The organism is Pedobacter sp. KBS0701 (genome assembly GCF_005938645.2).
GTDB lineage: Bacteria > Bacteroidota > Bacteroidia > Sphingobacteriales > Sphingobacteriaceae > Pedobacter.
In genome coordinates this window covers 189,810-214,326 of record NZ_CP042171.1, presented here as the reverse complement: position 1 = coordinate 214,326, position 24,517 = coordinate 189,810, and the positions used below count along the sequence as shown (strand labels likewise).

Here is a 24,517-nt window from a genome sequence, read left to right as displayed (position 1 = left end):
AGTGATGTCACACTGGCTACAAGTGCCATTAAAGTGATATTCTGCGTTAATTTTTAAACTATCTCTCCCCTACTCCCTCACTCGTCATCATTATTCTTTTAAGCGTTCCATCTTTATTGTAAAAAATTTCATCTACACAAACCGATCTGTTATTGCTTCCACCCCCCGGCTGTATGGCCCCATTGTGATAAAAGAAATACCATTTGTTTTTAAACTCAACGATAGCTTGATGATTGGTATCGCTATTTCCGGCAATTTCATTCAAAATACCCTGATATTTCCATGGACCTTCAAGAGACTTACTCGTTGCATAGGCTATTTTTTCAGGGAAACCAGTAGCATAAGACAGATAATAAAGTCCCTTTTCCTCATGTATCCATGGCGCTTCGGTAAAATTAAAACCTTCAAAATTGATCCTTTTTACAGCACCATCAATTTCGATCATATTTTCCTTTAATTTTGCATAGTAACACTCACTATTTCCCCAAAATATCCAGCCCTGCCCTTTCTTATCCACAAAAACTGTTGGATCAATACACGCCCAATAGTTTTTGGAGTCATAACAATCCTTATTGGTTAGCAAAGGCTTTCCAAGCGCATCTATATACGGACCTTCAGCTTGATCTGAAACCGCAACACCTATGCCTAGCGCATTGGTGCTGATATACCAATAGTATTTGCCATTGCGCTTAATCACCTGTCCCGCATAAGCATCTCCGCCCTTTGCCCACGTAAAGTCGGAGAGCTTAAGCGGAACAGCGTATTGTGTCCAGTTTTTCAGATCAGTTGTTGAAAAAACCGACCAATCTTCCATTTTAAAAGTTTTTTGTTTTCCACCTGCATCATGCCCGGTAAATAGCCATAATTTTCCTTCATCTACAATCGCTGCCGGATCTGCTGTATATTGGTGCGTGATAATCGGGTTTCCATCAGCAACGAATTGAAACCGATCGCCAGGAAGTTTAGGAATAAGCAATTCACCAGGAATACCTTTCCAAATACTATTCAACTGGCAGGCTTCCTGGGCGGTTAACCCAATCACACTTCCATGTCTAGGAAAAAAATTCTTGGTAAATGACAATGGAGCATCGCTAAAATTAAACAGATCGGTACTCTTCTGGTATTCATATCTGCCTTTTGTATACAGGTCATACATCAGTACATAATCCGGAGAATCATTTAGTTTAAAAATACTTGATCCTTCTACTGGAGTACTTGTTCCGGCATAAACATCCAGGTATTTAAAATCTTCTAACCATGGCCCTTTTAATGATCGGGAAGTGGCCTGCTGGATTCCATTTTTCACTTCCTTTCCGCCTACCTTAGTATTTCCTTTATAAAAAAAGTGGTATATCCCATCTTTAAAAATAATGTCACCATCAATGCCACCAAATTTTGGGCTAAACATTAAAGTTGGCTTGTTTTCAAAACCTGTAAAGTCTTTGTTAGCATAAGCGCAATAAAAATCAAGCTTTTCATCATCCTCAAACCTGATGGTAAAATACACCAGGTATTTTTTTGCTATCGGATCATAAATCGTTTGAGGAGCCCACACCCATTTCACTTTCGCAAAAGTTGCAGGATATTCCTTTGCCAGGTCAACAGCACTATGGGTCCAGCGACCTAAATCTGAAGATTTCAACATAACTATTCCTGTATTCCTGGCCCAGCCATTTTTATGGGTGTTCATATCCGTTGCCGTGATATAAAATCCACTTGCATCTTCTTTTCTCACGATGTGCGGATCGCGGATGCCACCAGAATGAGAAATGGTATCAGATTTTATTACCGGATCATTTTGGTTCAGTGCAGACCAGTTTAAGCCATCGGCACTGGCTGCAAACCGAAGTTGCTCCTGCCCATTGCCTGGCCCCGATCCTTCAAAATAGGCAAAAAGATACCCTTCAAATTTATTTGGATTTTTTACCTTTTGTGAAAAAGCTTTAAAAAAAACAAATATCAAAGCGATAATTAATACAATAGATCTCATATAATAATTCATAATTAAATTGGAGTGTGATCAATAAGGCTTTTACAAAATTACCCTATGATTTATATTCTGATTTTTTAATAGACTAATAATAATTGGCTAGAAAAATATTAATATATCTAATTGAATATTAATAATTTATATCAAAAACAAATAAACGTACAAATAACATTTATCTTCAAATTTAAATAAACACACTCAAATATTTTAATATATCGCTGAAGATTTATAATATGTTGGTTAATTAAACTCCCGTTATGTATCAAATAGCTAATGATACAAAAGCTGATTTCTTAATAATAAATAAATATTATGAATTCGGAGCTGGCCAATGCCGATGTGAATATAATCACTTTGCATACTTTGTTATTTAAAATAACATAAAATGATTGATTTACCCCCCAAAATCGATTGATTTACAACCCCACCCGTGGCTGATTGTATATTATTTTTGAACTACAGACGTAATTACTAATACTTCCCTGTAATCACCTAACCAAATATGATATGAATCGAAAATGTCTACCAAGATCAGCAGTAAAACCGAAAAAGTCCAGTATGAGTAGCAAAGGGTATTCCGACTAAAAATTTCCTGTTGTTAAAACTAACCTAATCAATCTCAACAAAAATTAAAATTTCATTGCTAACGCCCGGAGATTTTTATAATTCAAAAATTTTACGCCTTTGGGAAATATAAAACCTTGGTTGTTGCGTAAACTGCCATTCAAAAACCTTAACTTAAATATGAAAAACAAAATGCTTTTTTTAAAGTACGCGGGTGCGATTTTAATAGCTGCCGTTTGCACTATCAGCTGTAAGAAAGCTGCCGAGGTAACTCCTAATGATCCAGAAACATTTAATTCGGCAATAACCAAAAAGAAAATCCAGGCTATACAGGCTATTGAAATCCCACAGGCACTTGCAAATGGAACCTTTTATATCATGAGTAAAACCAGCAGCAAGGTTATAGATGTGCCCGGAGGCCAAACTGGGAATAATACAAGTGTATGGCAGTGGGGCGGAACAGGTGGTACTAACCAACAGTGGAAACTGACAGCCCTATCGGGTGGATACTATAGCATAATTGGAGTAGAAAGCAATAGGGCGTTAACTGCTGCCGATAATACAAACGGTGGCAATATCCAGATAAATGACTATACCGGTGCCAATAACCAGCAATGGCAGTTTGTAGCATTAGGAAGCAACTACTACCGTATTGTAAACAGGGCAAGCGGAAAGGTATTGGATTTATGGGGTTCTTCACTGGATGATGGCGGCGATATAAACCAGTACGATTCACACGGTGGCGAGAACCAGCAATGGGTTTTGGTGAAAATAAAATATAACGGACAGGTTGGCTGGACATGGACCTCAACTAATGGCGTTCCTGCTGATGTGATTACCAGAATAACAAATGCCATGAATGACGCCTGTGCACGCTATAATGCCGGTGCCGATTGGGCTGCAAGAACCCTTAGTGTTTCGTACAATACTGGTGTGCCAACCGCTGAAGCAAATGTAAATGGCAGTATCAGTTTCGGTGCAAATACAAGTTATCAGAATGTACGTACGGCTATGCATGAAATGGGGCATTGCTATGGTGTAGGGCAAACCGGGGGTTGGTATGACCTAACCAACGGAGGAACATACTCTGGTACGAATGGTATTGCTACTATCAGGGCGTTAGAAACCCCTACCAGTAATATCAGTGGCGGAGGTGGCCACTTTTGGCCTTACGGTCTGAATTATGATTCAGAATGGTCCGAAACAAATGCATTCAGACACGTAAAAGTTGTACGTGCCATGGATTTAGACGGCGTTTATTAGTTAGTTAGATAGTTAGTTAGCTTACGGGAGTGTTAATTGATTGACTTCTGTTGTCGATTGATGCTCCCAGGCTATTTTCATTAAGAATTCTATCTTTATAAAATCTTCATCCTATAGCCATCGAATCTAGGAAGGCTTTTTTAAGCCGTTGGCGTGCCCCAAACTTTTTCTGGCACAATTTTCATATTAAGGATTGGTAGAAACAAGATTGCTTTCCAGAAACTTCGGGATTCCTCGTCGTAATGACGATTTTACGTTGATATGTGTCAATAGTAGCCTGCCGGAGGAATACTATCACATAATAGGTCCTCATTTTCCTTTTGCCCCATCATTTAATATAACCTAATACCAAATCGTCAGCTCACTTTTCCGATATGCATCCAACAAAATTACCGGCATAAGCAATTTTCTATCCTCCCATCAGGTTTACAACACTGGAAAATATAATTGATTGCCCGTTTTAGCTTCTAGATTGTTTTAAGCCCCTTGCACTCCCCTGAGCTCCTGCTTAGTTAAATTGGAAGGGAAATATTCAATTAAACACTGTGCGTTAAAAAAAAATTTTAATACATTTCCTGAAAAAGATAACCCGTAATCAAAGCATATGAGCTTTTCAAAACTAATCATTAAAAAATTAAACGTTATCGTAACATTTAATTTAAAATAACTAACTTAGGAGTAAACAATGTGCGGCTAAAGTTAATCATTGTTGCTAACCAAATTTAAAACTAATAAAGAATCATGGAATTCTTCATTGATGCTAAAGTTTAATAACTGCATTTATGTTTAATATGCATGAAATCTTACTGAATACTAAAAGTCAGATCCGCTTTCAAAAAAACTGACAAATTATGCCAAAATACCTGTCGTTATTATGCTCTTTATTATTTATCACTGCGGGTATTAAAGCCGATCAATATGATGAGCGCCTGTTTAGCATAAATGAAGGACTATCCAATAATTCGGTAAGGTACATGTTTCAGGATCATTATGGTTACATGTGGTTTGGTACTTACGATGGACTGAACCGCTATGACGGGAGTGTTGTTAAGGTGTTTCGTAATCGCCTTAAAGATGATTATTCACTTCCTCATAATTATATTTATTGTATTGCCGAAGATGCAGAAAATAACATCTGGGTTGGCACGGGGCAAGGTGTGGCCATATATAATGCGTTGAGTGGAAAATTTTCGCCGGCATATTACTCATCTCAGCGAGGAGACAAACCTTTCAAATTAACGGTTGCAGTGAATACCATAGTGCGCGACTCAAAGGATAATTTATTTATTGGGACAAATGGGGCCGGTATGTTTTACAAAGGCAAACAAGACAAATATCCTTACCAGATATACAATAGTGATAAAAACCAGCCACTTACCAATGCGAATATCACCAGTATAGCAGAAGGGAATCAAACCCACATCTGGATTACCGTAGGCGGGATGGGACTATATTATTTTGATCTTCAGCGAAAAAAACTGGTTTTGGTAAATGCCGAGCCGAAACTTACCAATTGTATGCTGGCGAAGGAAAATTATTTATGGGCTGGAACCAGAGATGGCCTATACCAATTTTCGGTTATGTACGGCAACAAAAGGCCAAAGGTCTCGTCAGGGAAAAAGCTTTCCAATGGAAACATATTGTCACTCCTATCAGATCCGGGATATAAGCTCTGGATAGGAACTGAAGGCCGTGGTTTGTCCATTTTGGATTTAAAGACATTACGCATCAGCCAAACTAAACTTACACCACATAGCGCTACCTATACCGGCGGAGAAACCATACCGTATATGTATAGTGATAAAGATAACCGTAAATGGATAGCCAGATTAAATGGAGGTGTTGTTATTATTGATAGTACAAAAAAGTATTTTCAAACATTCAGTAACAACCCACTTATCCAAAACAGCCTGATCCACGATTATGTATCCTGCCTGGATGAGAAAGTTAGCGGCGACATTTGGGTTGGAACTGATGGAGGCGGCATGAGCTTGTACTCCACAAAAACAAATAGCTTTACCCATTTCAGTCATGATCCAGCCAAATCAAATTCGTTAAGCAGCAACCTGGTTACAAGCATATTAACAGACAGAAAAGGAAATACCTGGATAAGTACTTTTGGTGGCGGCATTAACAGGTACAATGAAAAGACCCGATCCTTTAAGAGATATCATTGTATGAACAACGAAGGCCCGGAGAGTAATTATATCTGGCTTATTTACCAGGATCATAAAGGTATGATTTGGGCAACTGCAGTTGTTGATGGCGGAATATACAGATTAAATGCTCAAAATGATCAGTTCGAACTCTTTGATGCCAGCCTTTCTGACCTTAATGCAATTAAAGAGGATTCTTTCCATCAGCTCTGGGCGGGCACTTCATACTATTTGATAAAGATCGATACCCGGGCAAAAAAACATATTTATTATCCCGTGGGCAAACCGGTTAGGGCAATATTCGAAGATAGGGACAAAAACCTCTGGCTCGGCACTGAAGGCGGTGGCTTGATACTTTTTGACAAGGTAAATGGAAAAATAAAGGCACAGTTTTCTGATGCAGAAGGTCTGTGTAATAATTCGGTACTTAACATTCTTCAGGATGACAAGGGGTATCTTTGGCTCAGTACTTACAATGGTTTATCCCGGTTCGATCCGGTGCGTAAAACCTTTAACAATTATTATAATGAGAATGGTTTGTCTAGCAATCAATTTTCTTACAATGCCGCTTTGCGACTAAAATCCGGAGAAATGGCATTCGGTAGCGTTAAAGGTTTTACGCTTTTTAATCCAAAAAACTTTCAGGCAAATACGACAAAACTCCCCGCCCCCTATCTGTCATCTGTGTATGTGAACAATCGAATGATTAGCGCAACTGATGAATTTGTAAACCATACCAGTCAAGAAAGGATTTCCGAAATAACCGTACCCTATAATGATGCAGTATTCTCATTTGCTTTTTCTGCTATAGATTTTGCAGACAGAGGAACAATAAAATTTGCATACCACCTGGAAGGAGGCAATAATGGATGGATGGAAACTAAGGCGGCTAACCCGGTCACCTTTCTTCGGTTAACAGATGGTAAATATATCCTACACGTTAAACGCAATAATTATATTGGTGAATGGGGAACAGATAACCGCTTGCTTATTATAAATGTACTTCCACCCTGGTACCGCAGCTGGCTGGCTTACCTTAGCTACGTTATTGTAGGTTCTGCTTTGATATATGCCTACAATGGTTACAGAGTACGTCAGGCCAATCTAAATTACGAAATCAAAACGGCCCACCTAAATGCACAGAAAGAAAAAGAGCTAAACGAGAAAAAATTTGCTTTCTTCACCAATGTTTCACACGAGTTTCGCACACCATTAACCCTGATCATTAATCCGTTAAAAGATTATATGCGTCATCATCCCGGTTCTGGCAGTAAAGGAGGCCTTGATCTTGTTTACCAAAATGCAAAACGATTGTTAAAGCTGGTCGATCAACTACTCCTCTTTCGAAAGGTTGGAGGTGAGAGCGAAGATTTAAGAATTTCGAAACTCCCTTTTTCTGAAATCTGCAAAGAGGTTCACAATAGTTTTGCGGGACAGGCAGCTTTAAAAAACTTAGACTATCAATTTATTTGCCCAGATACTACCGTTGAGTTATATGGCGACAGGGAAAAGATCCAGGCAATCCTTTACAACTTAATTTCTAATGCAATAAAATTTACTAAACCTGATGGCCAAATTATAATGCAGCTATGGGAAAAGGAACATATAGTAGAATTAAGCTTAAAAGACAATGGAATTGGCATTGATGGCGATGTTAAAGAAAAATTGTTCGATCGGTTTTATCAGGTCCGGGAAAACAGCGCTGCTTCGGGATTCGGGATTGGCCTATACCTGGTAAAGCAATTTATGGATCAGCATTGCGGACAGATTTTTTATGAAAGCCTGACTGGAAATGGAACTACATTTTTTCTATCTTTCAAAAAAGGGAAAAGCCATTTTGGAAACTTCCCTATTTCCGAAGATCTGCCATCAGAGATCTACCAAGCCGAAAATCCAGACAAACTGATCCCACCAACATTAAAAACGGATCCAAATCTCCTCCTGAATGCACAGGACCTCATCTTAATTGTAGAGGATAACCAAAGTATCCGGGAATATATCCAGCACATATTTAAGGATGATCACCTGGTTATTACCGCTTCAAGTGGAAAAGAGGGGCTAGAGCAGGCCATGCAACATTTGCCCGATATCATCATCAGCGATGTTCTTATGGAAGATGGAACTGGGTTAGAATTATGTACAGCCATCAAAAATAACCCCTCACTTGGACACATTCCTGTAATTTTATTAACGGCATTATCCGATGCCGAAAACAGGTTAAAAGGTACCCAATGTGGTGCAGATGATTATATTACCAAACCTTTTGAAAAGGAACTGTTAATGGCAAGGGTTAAAGCACTGATTGAAAACCGAACCAAACTCCAGCAATATTTCTACAATGAAATCACATTCAAAAAACAAAACTTCAAAATCTCCCCAGAGTACCGTGAGTTTTTATCAAACTGCATCAATATTATAGAGCGAAATATTGCAGATGAATCTTTTAATATTAAGAAGTTTTCGCAGGAGATTGGCATGAGCCATTCAGGCCTGTACCGAAAGGTAAAATCTATTTCCGGTCAATCAATTGCCGGCTTCATTCGCTTTATCCGACTTAGAAAATCTGCTGAACTCATGGTTGAAACCAACTATAGTATTAAAGAAATCGCCTGGGAAGTTGGTATCAATGACATCAAATATTTCCGTAAACAATTCAGTACATTATTCGGCATGAACCCATCTGACTATATAAAAAACTATAGAAATACACCTAACAAATAAATTTATCTCCCCGTAAAACTGCTTCTTTCCCTCGTCATGATAACTACACCAGTGGATTCCGTTAATGGCAGTGGAGTCTGAAGGCATTTATTTGCATTTTATCAATTTCAAGAAATCTAAGACTAGGCTCAGACTGACGACCGTGACACTTCACCTGGGTGACTACCATATCTATTCCTTCCCCCTTATCTATCCCACATCTTAACTGATCTCAATCATTGCAGATATGCGAAAGCATTTAGGACTTCCCCCCTCATACATGAATAAGTGATGCTGCAAATCAGCTTGATTTTAATTTCACTCATGCGCCATAAGCGTTTCATTTTAACAACCAATTTTAAAAACTTACAAGATTAAAGTACATTTTTTCATGATGTATTTACACTCACAATTATCATTATTTCAGGGACTCAAAAAACCATAAATAATTAAAATCTGCACCAAAAATGTAGTTTATTATAAAAGTGATGATTAAAACCACTTTAAATAGGCGCAGGCGCGAAAATTGGCGATTTATCCCCTCTTATTTGACCGATTTATTCCCCCGGCTAACATCATCTCGCGCTAGATTAGGGCTCATAAAATGATCATCAACCAAACTTAACTGAATCCTTTATGAGCAGATACAACAACAGGAAATATAGTAATGCCTTACCTATTGTTGTATCAAAAGGCGGTACTCTGTACATAAAATCTTTATACAAGCTAGCCCTTATCAGATATAAAATGTAACAACACTAACCAAACAAACCGGGTATTAAGAGAAACCGGTTTTGAATTCTATAAACCGATTATGAACCCTTTAAAGCTTATGTATGAAAAGATAATATATCCTTAGTCTTAAATGATCTCCAATCATAATTATTAAAACTCCAAACAACACAATATATGACTAACCAAATTTTACAAAAAAAAATTATTCCTAAAATCCTTTTACTATTTCTACTAATTGCTCCAGGCATCAGCCTCGCGCAAAACAACGAAATTATGGTTAAAGGCAAGGTCAGTTCTGATACCACAACAATTGTAGGCGTTACGGTACAATTAAAAAACTCAAAAACAACAGTTTCTACAGATGCCGAAGGAAAATACGCCATAAAAGTACCCTCTGATGGTATTCTGGTATTTAGTTATACCGGATTTGAAAAGCAGGAAGTTGCCATCAACGGCCGTCCTGTTGTTAACGTCATGCTAAAATCGAGTGAAAATACATTAAACCAGGTCGTAATTACAGGTTTTGGTGGTTCACAAAAAAAGGCAAGTGCCATTAGTTCGATCACAACAGTGAATGTGAAAGATCTAAAAGGTCCGACCGGAAACCTAACGAATACCCTTGCTGGCAGAATACCAGGAATGATTTCCTTTCAACGCAGTGGCGAGCCCGGCTTGGGAACAGACAACTCTTCATTTTTTATCCGTGGCCTTTCTACATTTGGTTCAGGTAAACAGGATCCATTGATTTTGATTGATGGAGTTGAATCATCAACTACCGACCTTGCCCGTCTGCAACCTGATGATATTTCAGACTTTTCGGTATTAAAAGACGCAGCTGCGGCAGCAGTATACGGGGCACGGGGCGCAAACGGAGTTGTACTCGTAAATACAAAAATGGGAAAAGAAGGTGCGACACAATTTTTTTTCCGTGCTGAAAACCGCATGTCCAGCAATACAGAAAACTTCAAGCTGGCAGATAATATTAATTATATGCGTTTGGCTAACGAGGCATTGCTTACCCGGTCGCCACTGGCTAAACCTACGTATAGTGAAAGCAAAATCAACCATACCATTGCGGGAGATGATCCTAACCTCTACCCTAATAACAATTGGATGGATCAAATGATTAAAAAGCGAACGCTAAATCAAAGCTATAATCTTAATATCAGTGGCGGTAATGCACGTACAAAATATTATATCTCGGGTACTTATAATCAGGACAATGGAGTTTTAAAGGTAGACCCTATAAATAACTTCAACAGTAATATTAAACTGGCCAACTACTCCATTCGTTCCAACATCAGCCTCAACCTTACCAGCACCACACAGTTTAATATCCGGATGTATGGACAATTTGACGACTATAACGGGCCAATAGGCGGTGGCGGATTATCATTTAATAATGTTCTTTGGGCTAATCCGGTGATGTTCCCTGCTGTTTATCCCAAATCAAAGTTACCCTATTCCGATCACCCCTTATTTGGATCCGGCCGTATTGTAGATGCGGGAGGAATGACTACATCACTTTATGTAAATCCATACGCAGAAATGGTGAAGGGTTATAGCGTATACAAAACATCTAATATACAACCACAGCTTGAACTTCAGCAAAATTTAAACGCCATCACTCCGGGGTTAAATTTCCGAACAATGGCTTATTTAAGAAGATATTCATTCTATTCGGCAGACCGGAGTTATAATCCTTTTTACTATGAAGCAATTGTTGACCCGACAACGCTTGATTACAGTTTAAATGTACTGAACAGCGGAACTGGCGTAACTGCAGGAACACCGGGTACAGAGTATCTTGGCTTTCAGCAGACGGGGAAAAAGCTCGATTCGCGTTTTTGGCTTGAAGGTGCACTAACTTACAATCGAACCTTTAAAAAACATGCGGTAAGTGGTTCTTTAATATCTTTTATGTCCAACTATGAAGCAGCTGACGCCAATGACCTAACGGCATCTTTACCGCAACGTAATCAAGGTATTTCTGGCCGCTTCTCTTACGGCTTTGATGACCGGTATCTGGCTGAATTTAACTTTGGCTATAATGGCTCAGAACGTTTTGCAAAAAATAACCGGTTTGGCTTTTTCCCTTCTGCGGGCATAGGTTACCGCATTTCTAATGAAAAGTTTTTTAAGCCATTAAAAAGTGTGATCGATCAGCTTAAGTTCAGGGCAACCTACGGATTAGTAGGAAATGATCAGATCGGTAATATTGGTGACCGTTTTTTCTACCTCTCTAATGTTAACCTAAATGATGGCGGCTATGGCGCATCATTTGGAACAGGAGATGGAATTCCGTTTTATAATCGTCCGGGTATTTCGATTTCCAGATATGCCAATAACAACATTACCTGGGAGGTAAGCAGATCTTTAAATATTGGTATGGATTTAACCGCATTTAAAGATCTCAACCTTACCGTAGAAGTGTACAAACAGTTTCGCTCACAAATATTGCAACCAAAATCCAGTGTAGAATCTGCCGCTGGCTTTGAAGCTTTACCTTTTGCCAATTTTGGGAAGGCCGAAACCCAGGGTGTAGACTTCACATTGGCCTATCAGCGCTCTTTTAGCGGTGGTGCCTGGTTAAATGTACGTGGAAACTTTACTTACGCAACCAGTAAATTAAAAGTAAGTGATGAAATCCAGTATTCTCCAGACATTGCTTACTTATCAAGAGTTAACCACTCGCTTTCTCAAAGCTGGGGTTTAATTGCGGAAAGATTGTTTGCAGACGAGAAAGAGGTATCCAATTCTCCGGTACAATATGGTGATAATACACTACGTGGAGGAGATATCAAATATAAGGATGTGAATAAAGATGGTATCATAAACGATGATGACATGGTACCTATCGGTTACCCGCAACAGCCAGAAATCATTTATGGATTTGGAATATCCAGCGGATTCAAACGGTTTGATCTGAGTTTCTTTTTCCAGGGGTCGGCCAGGTCTTCATTTTTTATCAGTCCGGATAGTACACAGCCATTTTTTATGAATGGTGGTTTTCAAAACAATTTGTTACAAGCTATAGCAGATAACCATTGGTCGGAAGATAAACAAAATATGTATGCTTTTTGGCCAAGACTAAGTACCAATCGAATTTATTCCAATAACAGGCCCTCAACATGGTGGATGCGTAACGGTAATTTTCTGCGTCTGAAAAGTGTTGACATTGGATATAATATCCCCGAAATAAAGGCACTAAGGTTAAGGAGTACGAGATTGTACTTTTCTGCAACCAACCTGTTCGTGTTCAGCAACTTTAAAATGTGGGACGTGGAAATGGGTGGCAATGGACTTGGCTATCCTGTTCAGTCTGTCTATAGCATCGGCGCACAATTCAACTTTTAAGTAATAACAAGACACTTTCATATGTATAAAATGAAGAAACCGTTAAACCAAAACAGGTATATCAGCAAAATCTGCTGGGCTACATTGCTCATGAGCATTACCATTGGCATTACATCATGCAAAAAGTATCTGGATGTAGTACCTGATAATGTTTCTACTATCGATAATGCTTTTAAACTAAGATTAGAGGCAGAGAAATATTTATTTACACTTTATTCCTATCTGCCTAAAAGTGGAGACGGCTGGTACAATCCTGGCATGACGGCTGCGGATGAGATCTGGTATCCTCAGGATGACCAGGCACAATGGCATGCTGCTTTTAGAATTGCGGAAGGGCAGCAAAACAAAGCAGAACCTTATTTTAACGATTGGACTGGCGCTAATAAAGGTCAGAATATAACAACCAAGCCAATTTGGGGTGGAATAAGAAACTGCAACGTTTTTCTGGAGAACCTTTCAGATCAAAGTAAAGTGCCAGACATTACTGCAGCCGAGCGTTCACGCTGGATTGGAGAAGCATTGTTCCTCAAAGCTTTTTATCATTATTACATGTTACGCATGTATGGCCCTATACCGCTAATAAACACGAATGTACCTGTAGATGCCGACCTTGCCGGGGCTTATGTAAAGCGCAAACCTATTGATGAATGTGTAAGCACCATATCTAACTGGTTTGATGAGGCTGCAAAGCTGTTGCCAGAACGTATACAGGATGAAAATACACAAATGGGAAGGGTTACCAAACCTATAGCATTGGCGATGAAAGCAAAGTTATTAATGATGGCTGCGAGTCCGCTGTTTAACGGAAACAGTGACTTTGCAAACTTCAGAGATAAAGAGGGCACTAGTTTATTTAATCCAAGTTATAATCCCCAGAAATGGATAATAGCACGCGATGCGGTAAAAGCCGCTATTGATGCTGCAACCAATAACGGCTTTGGACTTTATAACTATACCAATGATGGGTTGGGACTAAGCGATACCACGAGAACACAACTTAGCATCCGCAATGCCATTACCAAAAAATATGGTGTAGAGTGTATCTGGGGAAATGCACAATCGTATTTTGTGAATGAAAATTTATGTATGCCACCTACTGAAGATAATGGTGTAAACGGCCGGGGACCGGGAGCGGGTGTATGGGCGCCACCAATCAAGGTGGTAAAACTATTCTACACTTCAAACGGCATACCCATAGAAGAAGACAAAACATTAGATTTCAGTAGATATAATCAATTAAGAACGGCCACAGACAAGGAACGTTTCTACATTAAAAATGGTTTTACAACCGCCAGGCTCAATTTCGACAGAGAACCACGTTTCTATGCTGATCTGGGATTTGACGGATCCATCTGGTACATGAAAGACGGTAATAACAGAGGAAGTGACGAAGATAACTTTTATGTAAAAGCAAAAAATGGAGACAAAGCAGGTTTTGGTAACGATTTCAGGAATTGGAGTGAAACCGGATATTTTATCAAAAAACTGGTTAACTGGGAATCTACCACCAATAACAATTCAGTTGTTTGGCGCCAATTCCCCTGGCCTGAAGTAAGAACAGCTGATCTCTACTTACTCTACGCAGAAGCGGAAAATGAAGTTAATGGCGGTTCAACCCTGGCCATTCAATATCTCGACAAAATAAGATCGCGTGCGGGACTTAAAGGCATTGTAGAATCCTGGAGCGCATACTCCAATAATCCGACAAAGTATACAACAAAAGAAGGCCTGCGCGCCATCATCCACCGGGAACGTGCTATAGAGATGATGTTTGAAGGACAACGTTTCTGGGATCTGCGCCGTTGGAAAGAAGCATCAGAGGAACTTCAAAAAGACATCACCGGCTGGAACATTATTGGTAAAACCGATGCTACATATTATCAGGAACGCTTCATCTTCAGCCAGCGTTTTATCGCTCCCAGAGACTATTTCTGGCCAATTGGTAATTATGATACCCGACGCAACACCAATCTGGTAGAGAACCCGGGATGGTAGAATAAAAAATAAATATGTAAATATATTTTTATGAAAAGTAAACTAAAAATACTGGCGATAATAGCTTATTCCATCATTCTTTTGGCTTCATGCAAAAAAGGTGAAGAAATAAGCACCAATGAACCTGTCGACAATGATCCAAGCGCTCCCGCTCAGGTGAGTAATATAAGTGTGGTTAATCAAAATGGAAAAGCGACAATTACCTATACAGTACCTAAAGATCCGCGGTTACTGATTGTAAAAGCAGTATATAATTTGTCATCGGGCAAACAATATGAAGCGCAGACGTCCTACTACAACAACTCGCTGGAAGTTATTGGCTTTGCCGATACGGAGGAACATGAAGTAAAAGTCTACTCTGTCAGCCGTTCTGGAGTGTTATCAGAACCAATAATAGTAAAGGTAAAGCCGCTTATTGCCCCTATCTGGCAAACATTTAAAAGTTTAAAATTACAAAATGCTTTTGGCGGCTATAACCTGAGCGCACTTAATCCCTCAAAAGGTAATGTAAATATTATTGTAATCGGCAAAAATGTATATAACGAATATGTTGCAGATTATGATAAAAGTGTTTTTACCAATATAGACAGTATCTTCTCTAAAGTTAGGGGGTTAGATACTAACACGCATCGGTTTGGTTTCTTTGTGCAAGACAGGTGGGGCAATAAGACCGATACAATCTATCAGGATATCAAGCCAATCTTCGAAGTGCAACTGCAAAAATCCAGATTTCAGGAATATAAACTCCCTGGTGACCCCCCTATGTGGGGAGCGGTTAGTAAAGCCTGGGATGGCAGATATGGCTGGGAAGCCTGTTTTACACAACAGATAGCAGGCGGTAACGGGCCTCATACGGTAACCTTTAGTTTGGGTACGTCGGCAAAACTAAGCCGGATTTGGATGCGTCCTTATCCCGAGTCCAATCCACTAAGGTATTTCTACCTTCAGGCTATGCGCCGCTTTGAAATTTATGGTTCAGATAATCCTAACCCCAATGGCGCACTAGACAAGAGTTGGATTCTTTTAGGCTCTTATACCATTACCAAGCCATCAGGCTTACCTTATGGAGTAGAAAATGAACTGGATAAACAAACCGCTGAGGCCGGTTATGATTTACCATGTGATCTTTCGGCACCAAAAGTAAGGTATCTACGGGTGCGTTGCCTCGAGAATTGGGTAGGTGGAACAGGTTTGAATATTGATGAGCTAACCGTATATGGTGATACCCGATAAAAATAAGCAACAAATCTCACTCATGCCGAACCATGTGCTGAATGTAAAAAGGGAATAAAAATATTATAAAATGGAACACAGAAAATTAATAATGATTACAACCATGGCAACGTTAATGCTTGCTATGGTTTCCTGCTCCAAATGGGACGATTTTAAAAAATATACCGCTGATGGAGAAACGATTTATAGTGGCAAGGTTGATTCTTTAAAAATAATGCCAGGAAGACTTCGCGTGCAATTAAAAGGCCTGCTCTCAGCAGATGCCAAAATTGAAAAGATCAAGATCACCTGGAATGATAAAAAAGACTCTTTAATTTTCGGTATATCGAAAACAGGAAGACCTGAAACTATCAACAAAATTTTCAGCGTAGATGAAGGTGTGAAGAATTTTAATGTGCAGACGTTTGATGCGAGTGGTAATGCTTCACTAATCGTAACTGCTACGGGCATGGTGTATGGGCCAAAATATGAAAGCAACCTTTTCAATCGCCCAATTCTCAATGCCGAAATATTAGATAATGGCAGTGCGAAAATTGATTGGGATACTTTTGATACATCAACAGGCGCAAAGGGAACATGGATTACGTATACCACAACTACTGAAAAGCGTACGACTGTATTTTCGGCAATTGGCGAAAGCGCTGCAATGCTTTCAAATTACAAGCCAAACACTACCTTTAGCTACAAGACAATTTATTTGCCGGTACCTACCGTTATTGACACCTTATATTCAGCCCAGGAGAGCAGGCTAATCCAGTAAGAATTGAAGCTATAGCGTAGAGAATTTCATTCTGAGCCTCTCGGAGTATGCAACGTAATAACATGTAAGTCTTTAGATACTTCGACAGACTCGGTACAGGCTCCATTAAACTTTAAAACTATAGACTCAAATTTGCATGGTAGATAGCATTTATATGACAGCGGCCTATCCTTTGTTAATGCGCTCATAAAATCTAGATAGGCAACCAACGCACTGATAAAATTGCTTTTGAATATACAAGCCTGGCGATCTGGCCAGGCTTGTATAATATCCCTTCTCCACCACTACCTCAACAGCAATTAATTGTGTCTAAGCCCTAATGAAAGAAATTTTCGACGACCATCCTTAGCCAGGAGATTCTGATGGTTTCAACTACATTTCCTGTATGACCTTATTATTTACATTGTCTTAGCATACAATTAACCTGGTCATCTCCGCTCTTTACCTACTTACCTGAAAAATACCACTATTAAAAATAGTAACAGGCTACTGTAAAACATCTTTTGAAGCTAAAAAGCAATTTCAAAACCTGTATTTGATATTTTAATCAAGATTTGTAAAACCTTACCCTACCTTTCACGTATAATATTAGTAGATTATATCGTTTCGAAACAAAAAGCTTTGATATTTATCAAAAACACTTCAGCCAACGTAAATAACCCGTTACTTTCGCAGAAATTAGATTCAGTCTCTATAAGTAAGTGCTCGTATACAACATCGACAAATTTTGTCGGAATTTCTTACAGATAAGAAACAAAAATAATTTACAAAATATGGTAACAATTCCTATAAAACCAACGGGGAAAAATGGTACTTGTTTATGTTGATTTTTTTATTTTTTATAACGCATCATTTTTTCAGCGACACAATGTTATAGGTTTTTGGAGATATGCGTATCAAGAAAAGACATAGATTTTTTTGTAAAAAAAATGTTGTTAGCTGACGATAATAAGAACTACAGATAATTCTGTCGAATAAACAATAGTCAATGTCCATCATACAACCTCAGTCAGATCTCACTCCCCTCTTTAATTACTTCCAACAATACTATCCAATATCACAAGAATATATGGATGCTTACATCGGATCAGCGCATGAGTTAACCATCAAAAAAACTAAGTTTGTACTGTCACCTCTTCATGCCAATGAATGTATGTATTTTATCGTTAAAGGCTTATTAAGGAGCTTTATCAGGCACAGAGGAAAGGATATCACCACGCGGATCAGTCTTGAGGATGAGTTTGTTTGTGCAATAAGCAATCCGGCTAAACAGGAAAAATATTCGGTAGAATATATTCAGGCTATGGAAAACTGTATCCTGATTGCCATTCCCTATGTGTTGCTAGACAGCCTTTACGATAGATTCCCTGAAAGCAACATCATTGGGCGGAAATTAATGGCAATAGAATCCTTTAAAGCATCAGAAAGGGCAAATCTGGCCAGAATCCCAAAAGCTTCAGACCGTTACGAAATACTCATGAAAAATTATCCAAAGATTTTTAACCGGATGCCTCTTCACTATCTCGCCAGCTACTTAGGAATGCGTAATGAAACATTGAGCAGAGTTAGGGGCAGTTTATACACTTTATAAAACGATTTCCTAATTATTGTTTTAAAATCACGTTTCAATGGTTTACAGGGTAAATCACGTGATCACTTTTCAGTATATTTTCACAAATCGCTGGCGCTACAGGAAGTGTATGAAGGATAATCATACCTACTTGATGATTTCACTAGAATACCACCCTGAAAATTTTGTAAAATCCTTTTTTTTCTTCATTTTCAATAAAAAAAAATATGGCAAAAAACTTTTTGGCTGTAATGCTACTAGTTATCACATTGGGCTGTAAAAAAAATGGTGATGATGATATTACCACTTACCGTTGGAAGAGAGATCTTTACAGAGCGAGGGTTCAAAGCGAAGGTCCTGCAGTCTTCTATTCAAAAGATCCAAATGTTTCAATGAATAAAGATGCCATCTTTTTAAGTTCAAGCTACGTTAATTTAACTGAACACCGCAAAAATATACAACAAGATAGTATCTATAATGCCAGTGGAAGAACACAAATTTATAAGTACGAGAAAGTTAAGGATTAATTTTTCTTTAGTAATTATGGATGTAGCATAAAAGTCCCGGCAAGCAATGTCATTAAGTTAAGTACCACAGTCGTCAGTATGAACGTAATCGAAGACTTCTTGAGATTGACAAATCGCAAATAAATGCCCTTTGACTACGCTATCAATGACGGACTCCATAGAATGATCGTCATCTCGACATTAGCGCAGCGAAATGGAGGGATCTTCGATACTTCGAGATCATTCACCTTCTTTGCATATCTGTCATTCACATTGATTTTTATAAAATAAAGCATTCCTAATAATACCTTCCGATCTTATTGTTATTGGGTCTGAATTGGCAGTATAGCGGTTTTTAAACCTTTAGAAGAAACACTCAGATTTAAGTTACCTGCCCGTTCTGTTGATTGCACAGTAATAACCAGTTTGCCATTAAAGGCCTTCATCTTTGGCAGGTGAAACAATTCAAGACTGGTCGCATCACCATTGGCCACTACTTTATAGGTTCCATTTCCGGTAACTTTAAAAGATAAGCTATTCTCTGCATCAGGACATAAGGTACCGTTAGCATCTACCACGCTCGCAGTAACGTAGGCAAGATCTTTCCCGTCGGCCATTAATGTTTTACGATCTGATTCTAACAGGATATGGTGAGGTTTGCCTGCCGTTTTAACCGTTTGTTCGGCAACAGGCTTACCGTTCTCATCATAGGCAACTACCTTTATTTCTCCGGGTTCGTATTTTACATCGTTCCACATCAGCCGGTACCTGCTTGTATTAGCAGTTATATTTTTGCTTTGTCTGCCCTGGCTTTTGTTATTGATAAACAACTCAGCCGATGCGTAATTGGTGTACACAAATACTGGCGTAACCTGTCCCTCACGACCAGGAAAAGTCCAGTGGGGAACAATATGCAGGGTGGGTTTTTCGGAATTCCATTTGCTTCGGTAGAGGTAAAAACGATCTTTAGGGATGCCTGCAAGATCAATAATCCCAAAATAAGAGCTATGTGACGGCCATTTTTCATCGTAAGGTGTAGGTTCGCCCAGATAATCAAAACCTGTCCAAACAAATTCCCCGATCACATATTTCAGTGAATCCTGCATTACAAATTCATCATCCGGAATTTGCGACCAGTTACAATATTCAAGATCGTATGATGAACTTTGATTGTCATCGTACATTTTCATCTTCTGAGGCACAACAGGGAACTTATACACACCTCTTGAGCTAACGGTAGAAGCCGTTTCCGAGCCCAGGATCATACCTTGAGGTAGGCGGCTATATGCATTTCCGTACCAAAATGGTTTATAATTAAACCCGGGGATATCCAATACCGAAGCAAAGTTATTGTCCAGGGCATCTTTGATCCTGTCCATACCAGCAGTTACCGGCCTGGTTGGATCTTCCCGGTGGCATATATCCTGCAAAAACTTTACGATCTTACCACCTTCTTTAGTAGATTGATCGGGCACTTCGTTTCCAATACTCCACATTACCACAGAAGGATTGTTCCTGTTGGCACGGATCATATTTACAATATCTTTTTCTGCCCACTCATCAAAAAGGTGGCTATAGCCGTTTGAAACTTTAGGTGCCTTCCATTCATCAAAAGATTCGACCATGAGCATAAATCCCATTTCATCGCATAGCTTTACCAGCTCGGGTGCAGGCATATTGTGCGAGGTTCTGATGGCATCACAACCCATATCTTTCAATAATGTTAGTTGCCTGCGCAGGGCGGCAACATTTATGGCGGCTCCAAGCGGTCCCAGATCATGGTGGTTGCAAACCCCTTTAAACTTGCGGTAAACCCCGTTTAGTGAAAAACCCTTTTGGGCCTCATATTTAATGGAACGGATTCCAAAAGTAGTGGTATATTCATCTTTTAAGGTGTTCCCTGCATATAACTTTGTTACGGCTGAATACAAATTTGGTGTTTCAGGAGACCACAGCTCAGGACTTCTGACCAATAAATCCTGCTCAAACTCGTTCAAATCACCCTCATTCAAAGTCTTGGTTGCTGAAGCTACCGTTTCACCTTTTGCATTTACAATGGTCGTCTGCAGGCTCAAAGAAGTATAATTTCCACTCAGTGAGTTTACCTGAGTTCTTATCTTTACCCGTGCAAAATCTTTGTTGATTACAGGAGTGGTAATATAAGTGCCCCAAACCGGAATACTTACCTCATCCGTAATAATAATATGCACGTTCCTGTACAAACCAGCTCCAGGATACCAGCGTGAGGCTTCAGGTAAATTTTCCAGGCCGATGGCGAGTGTATTTTTGCCTACGTTCATTTTGTCGGTTACGTCAATAGAGAAAGCATTGTAGCCGTAGGCCCATTGGCCAACAGCCTCTCCATTTAGGAACACTTTGGGATAGCTCATGGCGCCATCAATTAATATGACGGCTTTTTTTCCTTTTGTAAAGGCAGGCGCTACAAAAGTATTCCGGTACCAAGCTTTGCCAACAAAAGGCAAGCCGCCTGTTCTTCCTGTTTTTAATGATGCTGTTTTCTCACCATTCTGTACAATCTGTACATTTTGGCTATCGTTATTCCCGTCAAAAGGTCCTTTTATTGCCCAATCATGAGGTATACTTACCGTTTCCCATTTTGTATCATCAAAAGCAGGGTTTTTAGATTCAGGAAAATCACCTTTGCTAAACTTCCAGTTTTTTTCTAACAGATATTCTGTCCTGCCCTGACCATGTACTGCTCCACAAAATAGCACAGCTAACAATAAAATGGATAAACCACGATATAATGATGTTTTAATTGCACTCATCCTCAAATCTAAATGTTAAAACAGTGCTTACCAACATCAGGAAAGAACAAGGTTAAAATAAGCAAATAAATGGTTTAATTTTAGTTGGTTCGATTATAAAAACAAAAATTAAACGAGCGAATTGTGTTACTATACTCTAATAAATTACATAGCCACACATCCCCGTAAAACCAAAAACCACCTACAACTTTCGCTACAGATGGCTGGTTTTAACTTGGACAACAATTATTTGGTTAGTGTTATTATCTTTTCTTGCTCAACTTCTATCAAATGATGGTAAAACCTCCTATCAATATTGGGGCTTCTCATTGTTGCCAATGATATCGTTTTAGTCTTATCATTCTGATTTGCAGCATACATCTTTTTAAAGTCTTTTAAAGTTGCTTTCATTGCGCGTAGAATTACAAAAAATCTACGATCATAGAAAACGATGTTATTCTTATTTCTTTTGTTAGACCTATATTCATCATTGGATGCCTCGCTATAGGCTTTCTGAAGTTTATCGAGAACTTTTAGCCTGTCACTGATATTTTTCAATGACTCTGCCGACAGATCCATGTCTTTAATACCAGTAATGACTTTTTGATCAGTCAGTACCGTAACTCCGTCAACGTTTATTTCGTGTTTACCATCTCTGGAGAACAAATAAACAGAAGCAGGTAGATTATCAATATCAACCGAATCCAATTTCAATAATTTTTTGTTAAAATCTGCACGGGCAGCTGATAACACATCGGCGGACAATGGCTTAACAGATTGAGCTTTAGCGCTAATCATTAACAATGATAACACCATGGTTTTTAGAGCGTTGTTCATGGGGACCGAAGGTATGATTAATTATTTCTTAACGTTTACTTAATGATAAATGAGACTTTGATAATTATCAACAAAGTGCTCTGAAATGGCTGGTTGGCATTTTTAGAATTGTAACAAAAATACAGATATTCATTATATCCGTATTATTTATACGACGTTTTAGGGTTTTTCGGGTTTATTTATACCTTCCATATCCAAAGTTTAGATTCGATGGCGCTAATAAAATCAATTTTCCACTATGAGCACAAATCTTTTATTTTTTTTTGTTAAATCAAAAAAGTGATGCGAATTTAAAACGGATAACAATGAAGATCAAAATCGCACTTGTGGTTTTTGTAGTTTTATGCATCTGCATCATGAATCACACCTATTCAAGATACAAGATATTTGAGGATACTAAGGTGATTATTTATTCAGCAAAATATGGTCTTATTCCACTTTTTGTTATCATTACGCCTATTTGTTATATTTTTTACCGTGCTATAGTACTACCTGATTTAGATTATATTGAACCTGGATTAAAAAAACAATGAAAGTCATTCGTCGTACTTTGATGTATAGTTTATCCAGCTGTATTTTTCTGACTTTCTTTCTTAATTCACTGATACTGATTAGTAATGAATACCTCGGCTCAAAAACTGTTTTTCTGAACGCAAGGGTCACCTGGTCTTATAGAAGTGTTTATCACGGACACATGGGTCCTTTTACGTAGTTCTGGAAGATAAACGAGGTAAAAAAACCGATTTGAAGGTCGAAAAATTATACAAGGCTGGAACTTTCTTTAACGGATCTTTCAAGCGCGGATACTGGGGAATTCTATATCGAACAGATTAGCTAATCGCCAAAAGTATTATTCTAACCTGACTTTTTCCAAAATTTCCTTCCAGGCGAGTAGATATGCAGTTCTTCCATCTTCTTGATGTAAGATTTCTCGAACATGGCCAGGCTAATTTCAGTCACGTTTATAGACCGTGTTTTTTTATTCCCCTCTGCATCATAGGATAATATCTCCTCCTCTTTATGTTCATTCGCTGACAGATAATAATAGAAAAATTTACCTTCCCAATAAGAAGCCTGCCCATCGTCGTCTTCCACAGTAAGCTTCTTGCAATTCTTAGTGATGTAATCTTTAATCTTATTCAAATCGCTCTCATTTTTTGAAGTTTTATCTACCTTAAGATACATCAGGTTTCCGTTGAGATCTTCAACCATATCCATTTTTGGGAAAGGCACTCTATTAAGAATGGCGAGGGTATCTTTGTCGGAATTGTAGGCTACCGTTTTATAGCCATAGCCAAAAATATCTGTCGGCTTTTTGGCCCTTACCATCCAGTCACTAGTTGACTCTAAGGATAATTCGGTTGGAAACCTTCCATCCGTCTTGTAATAGCCCAGCGTATCTTTTACGAAAAACGGATTATCTAACAACTTCAAGGCAGATTTTTTATCCATACTTTTAGGATCTTTGGAGATGATTTCCTTCGTTTTTTCTATCCGGCTACGATAAAACTCTGACACATCAAAGTCTTTTGAGATTTGACCTAAATCTACAAGCTTATCGCTTTGAGAGCGACAAGAAGAGAAAATAAACAGTGCAAAAAGTATACAAAGAGTTATGCTTTTTTTCATATTGTTCAAATTGTGATTTATCCAGACTTATAATAAGACCTCAAACGATGTGCCGAATGAGGAATAAATATTTGTTACTTATTGCATTATACTAAAAACACTGTCACTTATCCTACAAAACGGTTACCTAAATGCCTTTTATTCGGCCTACTATCCTATTGTGGATAGCCTTGATTTAAAATTCCAGGTATGGTTTTTCTTATGATGATCGAAAATTAGTCTCTAACAGTTGCTATTGAAAAAACATTTGTAAAACAAGATTGTGAGTTTATACAATAAAGCTCGTTTTTTAGAAACAAAAAAGCCGATCTAAGTTAATAAATCGGCTTTTAATGGTGGAGAATATCGGATTCGAACCGATCACCTCTTCACTGCCAGCGAAGCGCTCTAGCCAAATGAGCTAATCCCCCAAAATTTGAATATTCAATAACCAAAATGAGAATGACCAAATCAA

At 38.6% G+C, this 24,517-nt stretch carries 12 protein-coding genes and 1 tRNA gene; 8 read left to right on the top strand and 5 right to left on the bottom strand.

Annotation, left to right across the window (positions count from 1 at the left end; all coding sequences use genetic code 11):
- Nucleotides 1-58 precede the first annotated feature (58 nt).
- Nucleotides 59-1,990 carry a family 43 glycosylhydrolase gene (locus tag FFJ24_RS00830; RefSeq protein WP_138820346.1) on the bottom strand — a complete coding sequence of 644 codons (1,932 nt, stop codon included), beginning with the start codon at nt 1,988-1,990 and terminating at the stop codon, nt 59-61.
- Nucleotides 1,991-2,734: 744 nt separating this feature from the next.
- On the opposite strand from FFJ24_RS00830, the gene FFJ24_RS00825 reads away from it, so the two are divergent.
- The 8 genes from FFJ24_RS00825 (at nt 2,735) to FFJ24_RS00790 (ending at nt 18,850) form a co-directional block, all read left to right on the top strand.
- Nucleotides 2,735-3,817 carry an RICIN domain-containing protein gene (locus tag FFJ24_RS00825; protein WP_138820344.1) on the top strand — a complete coding sequence of 361 codons (1,083 nt, stop codon included), beginning with the start codon at nt 2,735-2,737 and terminating at the stop codon, nt 3,815-3,817.
- Between the two features lie 851 nt (nt 3,818-4,668).
- Nucleotides 4,669-8,694 (top strand): two-component regulator propeller domain-containing protein, encoded by a 4,026-nt coding sequence (locus FFJ24_RS00820; RefSeq protein ID WP_138820342.1) that lies wholly within the window; start codon nt 4,669-4,671, stop codon nt 8,692-8,694.
- A gap of 888 nt (nt 8,695-9,582) precedes the next feature.
- Nucleotides 9,583-12,765 carry a TonB-dependent receptor gene (locus tag FFJ24_RS00815; protein WP_210419437.1) on the top strand — a complete coding sequence of 1,061 codons (3,183 nt, stop codon included), beginning with the start codon at nt 9,583-9,585 and terminating at the stop codon, nt 12,763-12,765.
- Between the two features lie 30 nt (nt 12,766-12,795).
- Nucleotides 12,796-14,760, top strand: coding sequence for a RagB/SusD family nutrient uptake outer membrane protein (locus FFJ24_RS00810; RefSeq protein WP_138820340.1), 1,965 nt, complete (start codon nt 12,796-12,798; stop codon nt 14,758-14,760).
- Between the two features lie 30 nt (nt 14,761-14,790).
- Nucleotides 14,791-15,993 carry a DUF4959 domain-containing protein gene (locus FFJ24_RS00805; RefSeq protein ID WP_138820338.1) on the top strand — a complete coding sequence of 401 codons (1,203 nt, stop codon included), beginning with the start codon at nt 14,791-14,793 and terminating at the stop codon, nt 15,991-15,993.
- 70 nt (nt 15,994-16,063) lie between these two features.
- Nucleotides 16,064-16,753: a DUF4998 domain-containing protein gene (locus tag FFJ24_RS00800; RefSeq protein ID WP_138820336.1), complete on the top strand. Its 690-nt coding sequence runs from the start codon at nt 16,064-16,066 to the stop codon at nt 16,751-16,753.
- Nucleotides 16,754-17,822: 1,069 nt separating this feature from the next.
- On the top strand, nt 17,823-18,344 hold the full coding sequence (locus FFJ24_RS00795) for a Crp/Fnr family transcriptional regulator (RefSeq protein ID WP_145315320.1): 522 nt from the start codon (nt 17,823-17,825) through the stop codon (nt 18,342-18,344).
- 230 nt (nt 18,345-18,574) lie between these two features.
- Entirely contained in the window at nt 18,575-18,850 is a 276-nt protein-coding gene (locus FFJ24_RS00790) for a hypothetical protein (protein ID WP_138820332.1), read from the top strand.
- A 302-nt stretch (nt 18,851-19,152) separates the two neighbouring features.
- Here the strand turns inward: FFJ24_RS00790 and galB are convergent, their stop codons facing one another.
- The 4 genes from galB to FFJ24_RS00770 all read right to left on the bottom strand — a co-directional run bounded on the left by galB (nt 19,153) and on the right by FFJ24_RS00770 (nt 24,473).
- Nucleotides 19,153-21,618: a beta-galactosidase GalB gene (galB, locus tag FFJ24_RS00785; protein WP_138820331.1), complete on the bottom strand. Its 2,466-nt coding sequence runs from the start codon at nt 21,616-21,618 to the stop codon at nt 19,153-19,155.
- Nucleotides 21,619-21,843: 225 nt separating this feature from the next.
- On the bottom strand, nt 21,844-22,434 hold the full coding sequence (locus FFJ24_RS00780) for a hypothetical protein (RefSeq protein ID WP_138820329.1): 591 nt from the start codon (nt 22,432-22,434) through the stop codon (nt 21,844-21,846).
- Between the two features lie 855 nt (nt 22,435-23,289).
- Nucleotides 23,290-24,063: a hypothetical protein gene (locus FFJ24_RS00775; RefSeq protein WP_138820327.1), complete on the bottom strand. Its 774-nt coding sequence runs from the start codon at nt 24,061-24,063 to the stop codon at nt 23,290-23,292.
- A 333-nt stretch (nt 24,064-24,396) separates the two neighbouring features.
- A tRNA-Ala gene (locus tag FFJ24_RS00770) sits at nt 24,397-24,473 on the bottom strand.
- Between the last annotated feature and the right edge of the window lie 44 nt (nt 24,474-24,517).

Excerpts from the sequence above, each read along its gene's own strand:
- FFJ24_RS00830 (WP_138820346.1), bottom strand. The coding sequence starts at position 1,990 with ATGAGATCTATTGTATTAATTATCGCTTTGATATTTGTTTTTTTTAAA.
- FFJ24_RS00825 (WP_138820344.1), top strand. The coding sequence starts at position 2,735 with ATGAAAAACAAAATGCTTTTTTTAAAGTACGCGGGTGCGATTTTAATA.
- FFJ24_RS00820 (WP_138820342.1), top strand. The coding sequence starts at position 4,669 with ATGCCAAAATACCTGTCGTTATTATGCTCTTTATTATTTATCACTGCG.
- FFJ24_RS00815 (WP_210419437.1), top strand. The coding sequence starts at position 9,583 with ATGACTAACCAAATTTTACAAAAAAAAATTATTCCTAAAATCCTTTTA.
- FFJ24_RS00810 (WP_138820340.1), top strand. The coding sequence starts at position 12,796 with ATGAAGAAACCGTTAAACCAAAACAGGTATATCAGCAAAATCTGCTGG.
- FFJ24_RS00805 (WP_138820338.1), top strand. The coding sequence starts at position 14,791 with ATGAAAAGTAAACTAAAAATACTGGCGATAATAGCTTATTCCATCATT.
- FFJ24_RS00800 (WP_138820336.1), top strand. The coding sequence starts at position 16,064 with ATGGAACACAGAAAATTAATAATGATTACAACCATGGCAACGTTAATG.
- FFJ24_RS00795 (WP_145315320.1), top strand. The coding sequence starts at position 17,823 with ATGGATGCTTACATCGGATCAGCGCATGAGTTAACCATCAAAAAAACT.
- FFJ24_RS00790 (WP_138820332.1), top strand. The coding sequence starts at position 18,575 with ATGCTACTAGTTATCACATTGGGCTGTAAAAAAAATGGTGATGATGAT.
- galB (WP_138820331.1), bottom strand. The coding sequence starts at position 21,618 with ATGAGTGCAATTAAAACATCATTATATCGTGGTTTATCCATTTTATTG.
- FFJ24_RS00780 (WP_138820329.1), bottom strand. The coding sequence starts at position 22,434 with ATGAACAACGCTCTAAAAACCATGGTGTTATCATTGTTAATGATTAGC.
- FFJ24_RS00775 (WP_138820327.1), bottom strand. The coding sequence starts at position 24,063 with ATGAAAAAAAGCATAACTCTTTGTATACTTTTTGCACTGTTTATTTTC.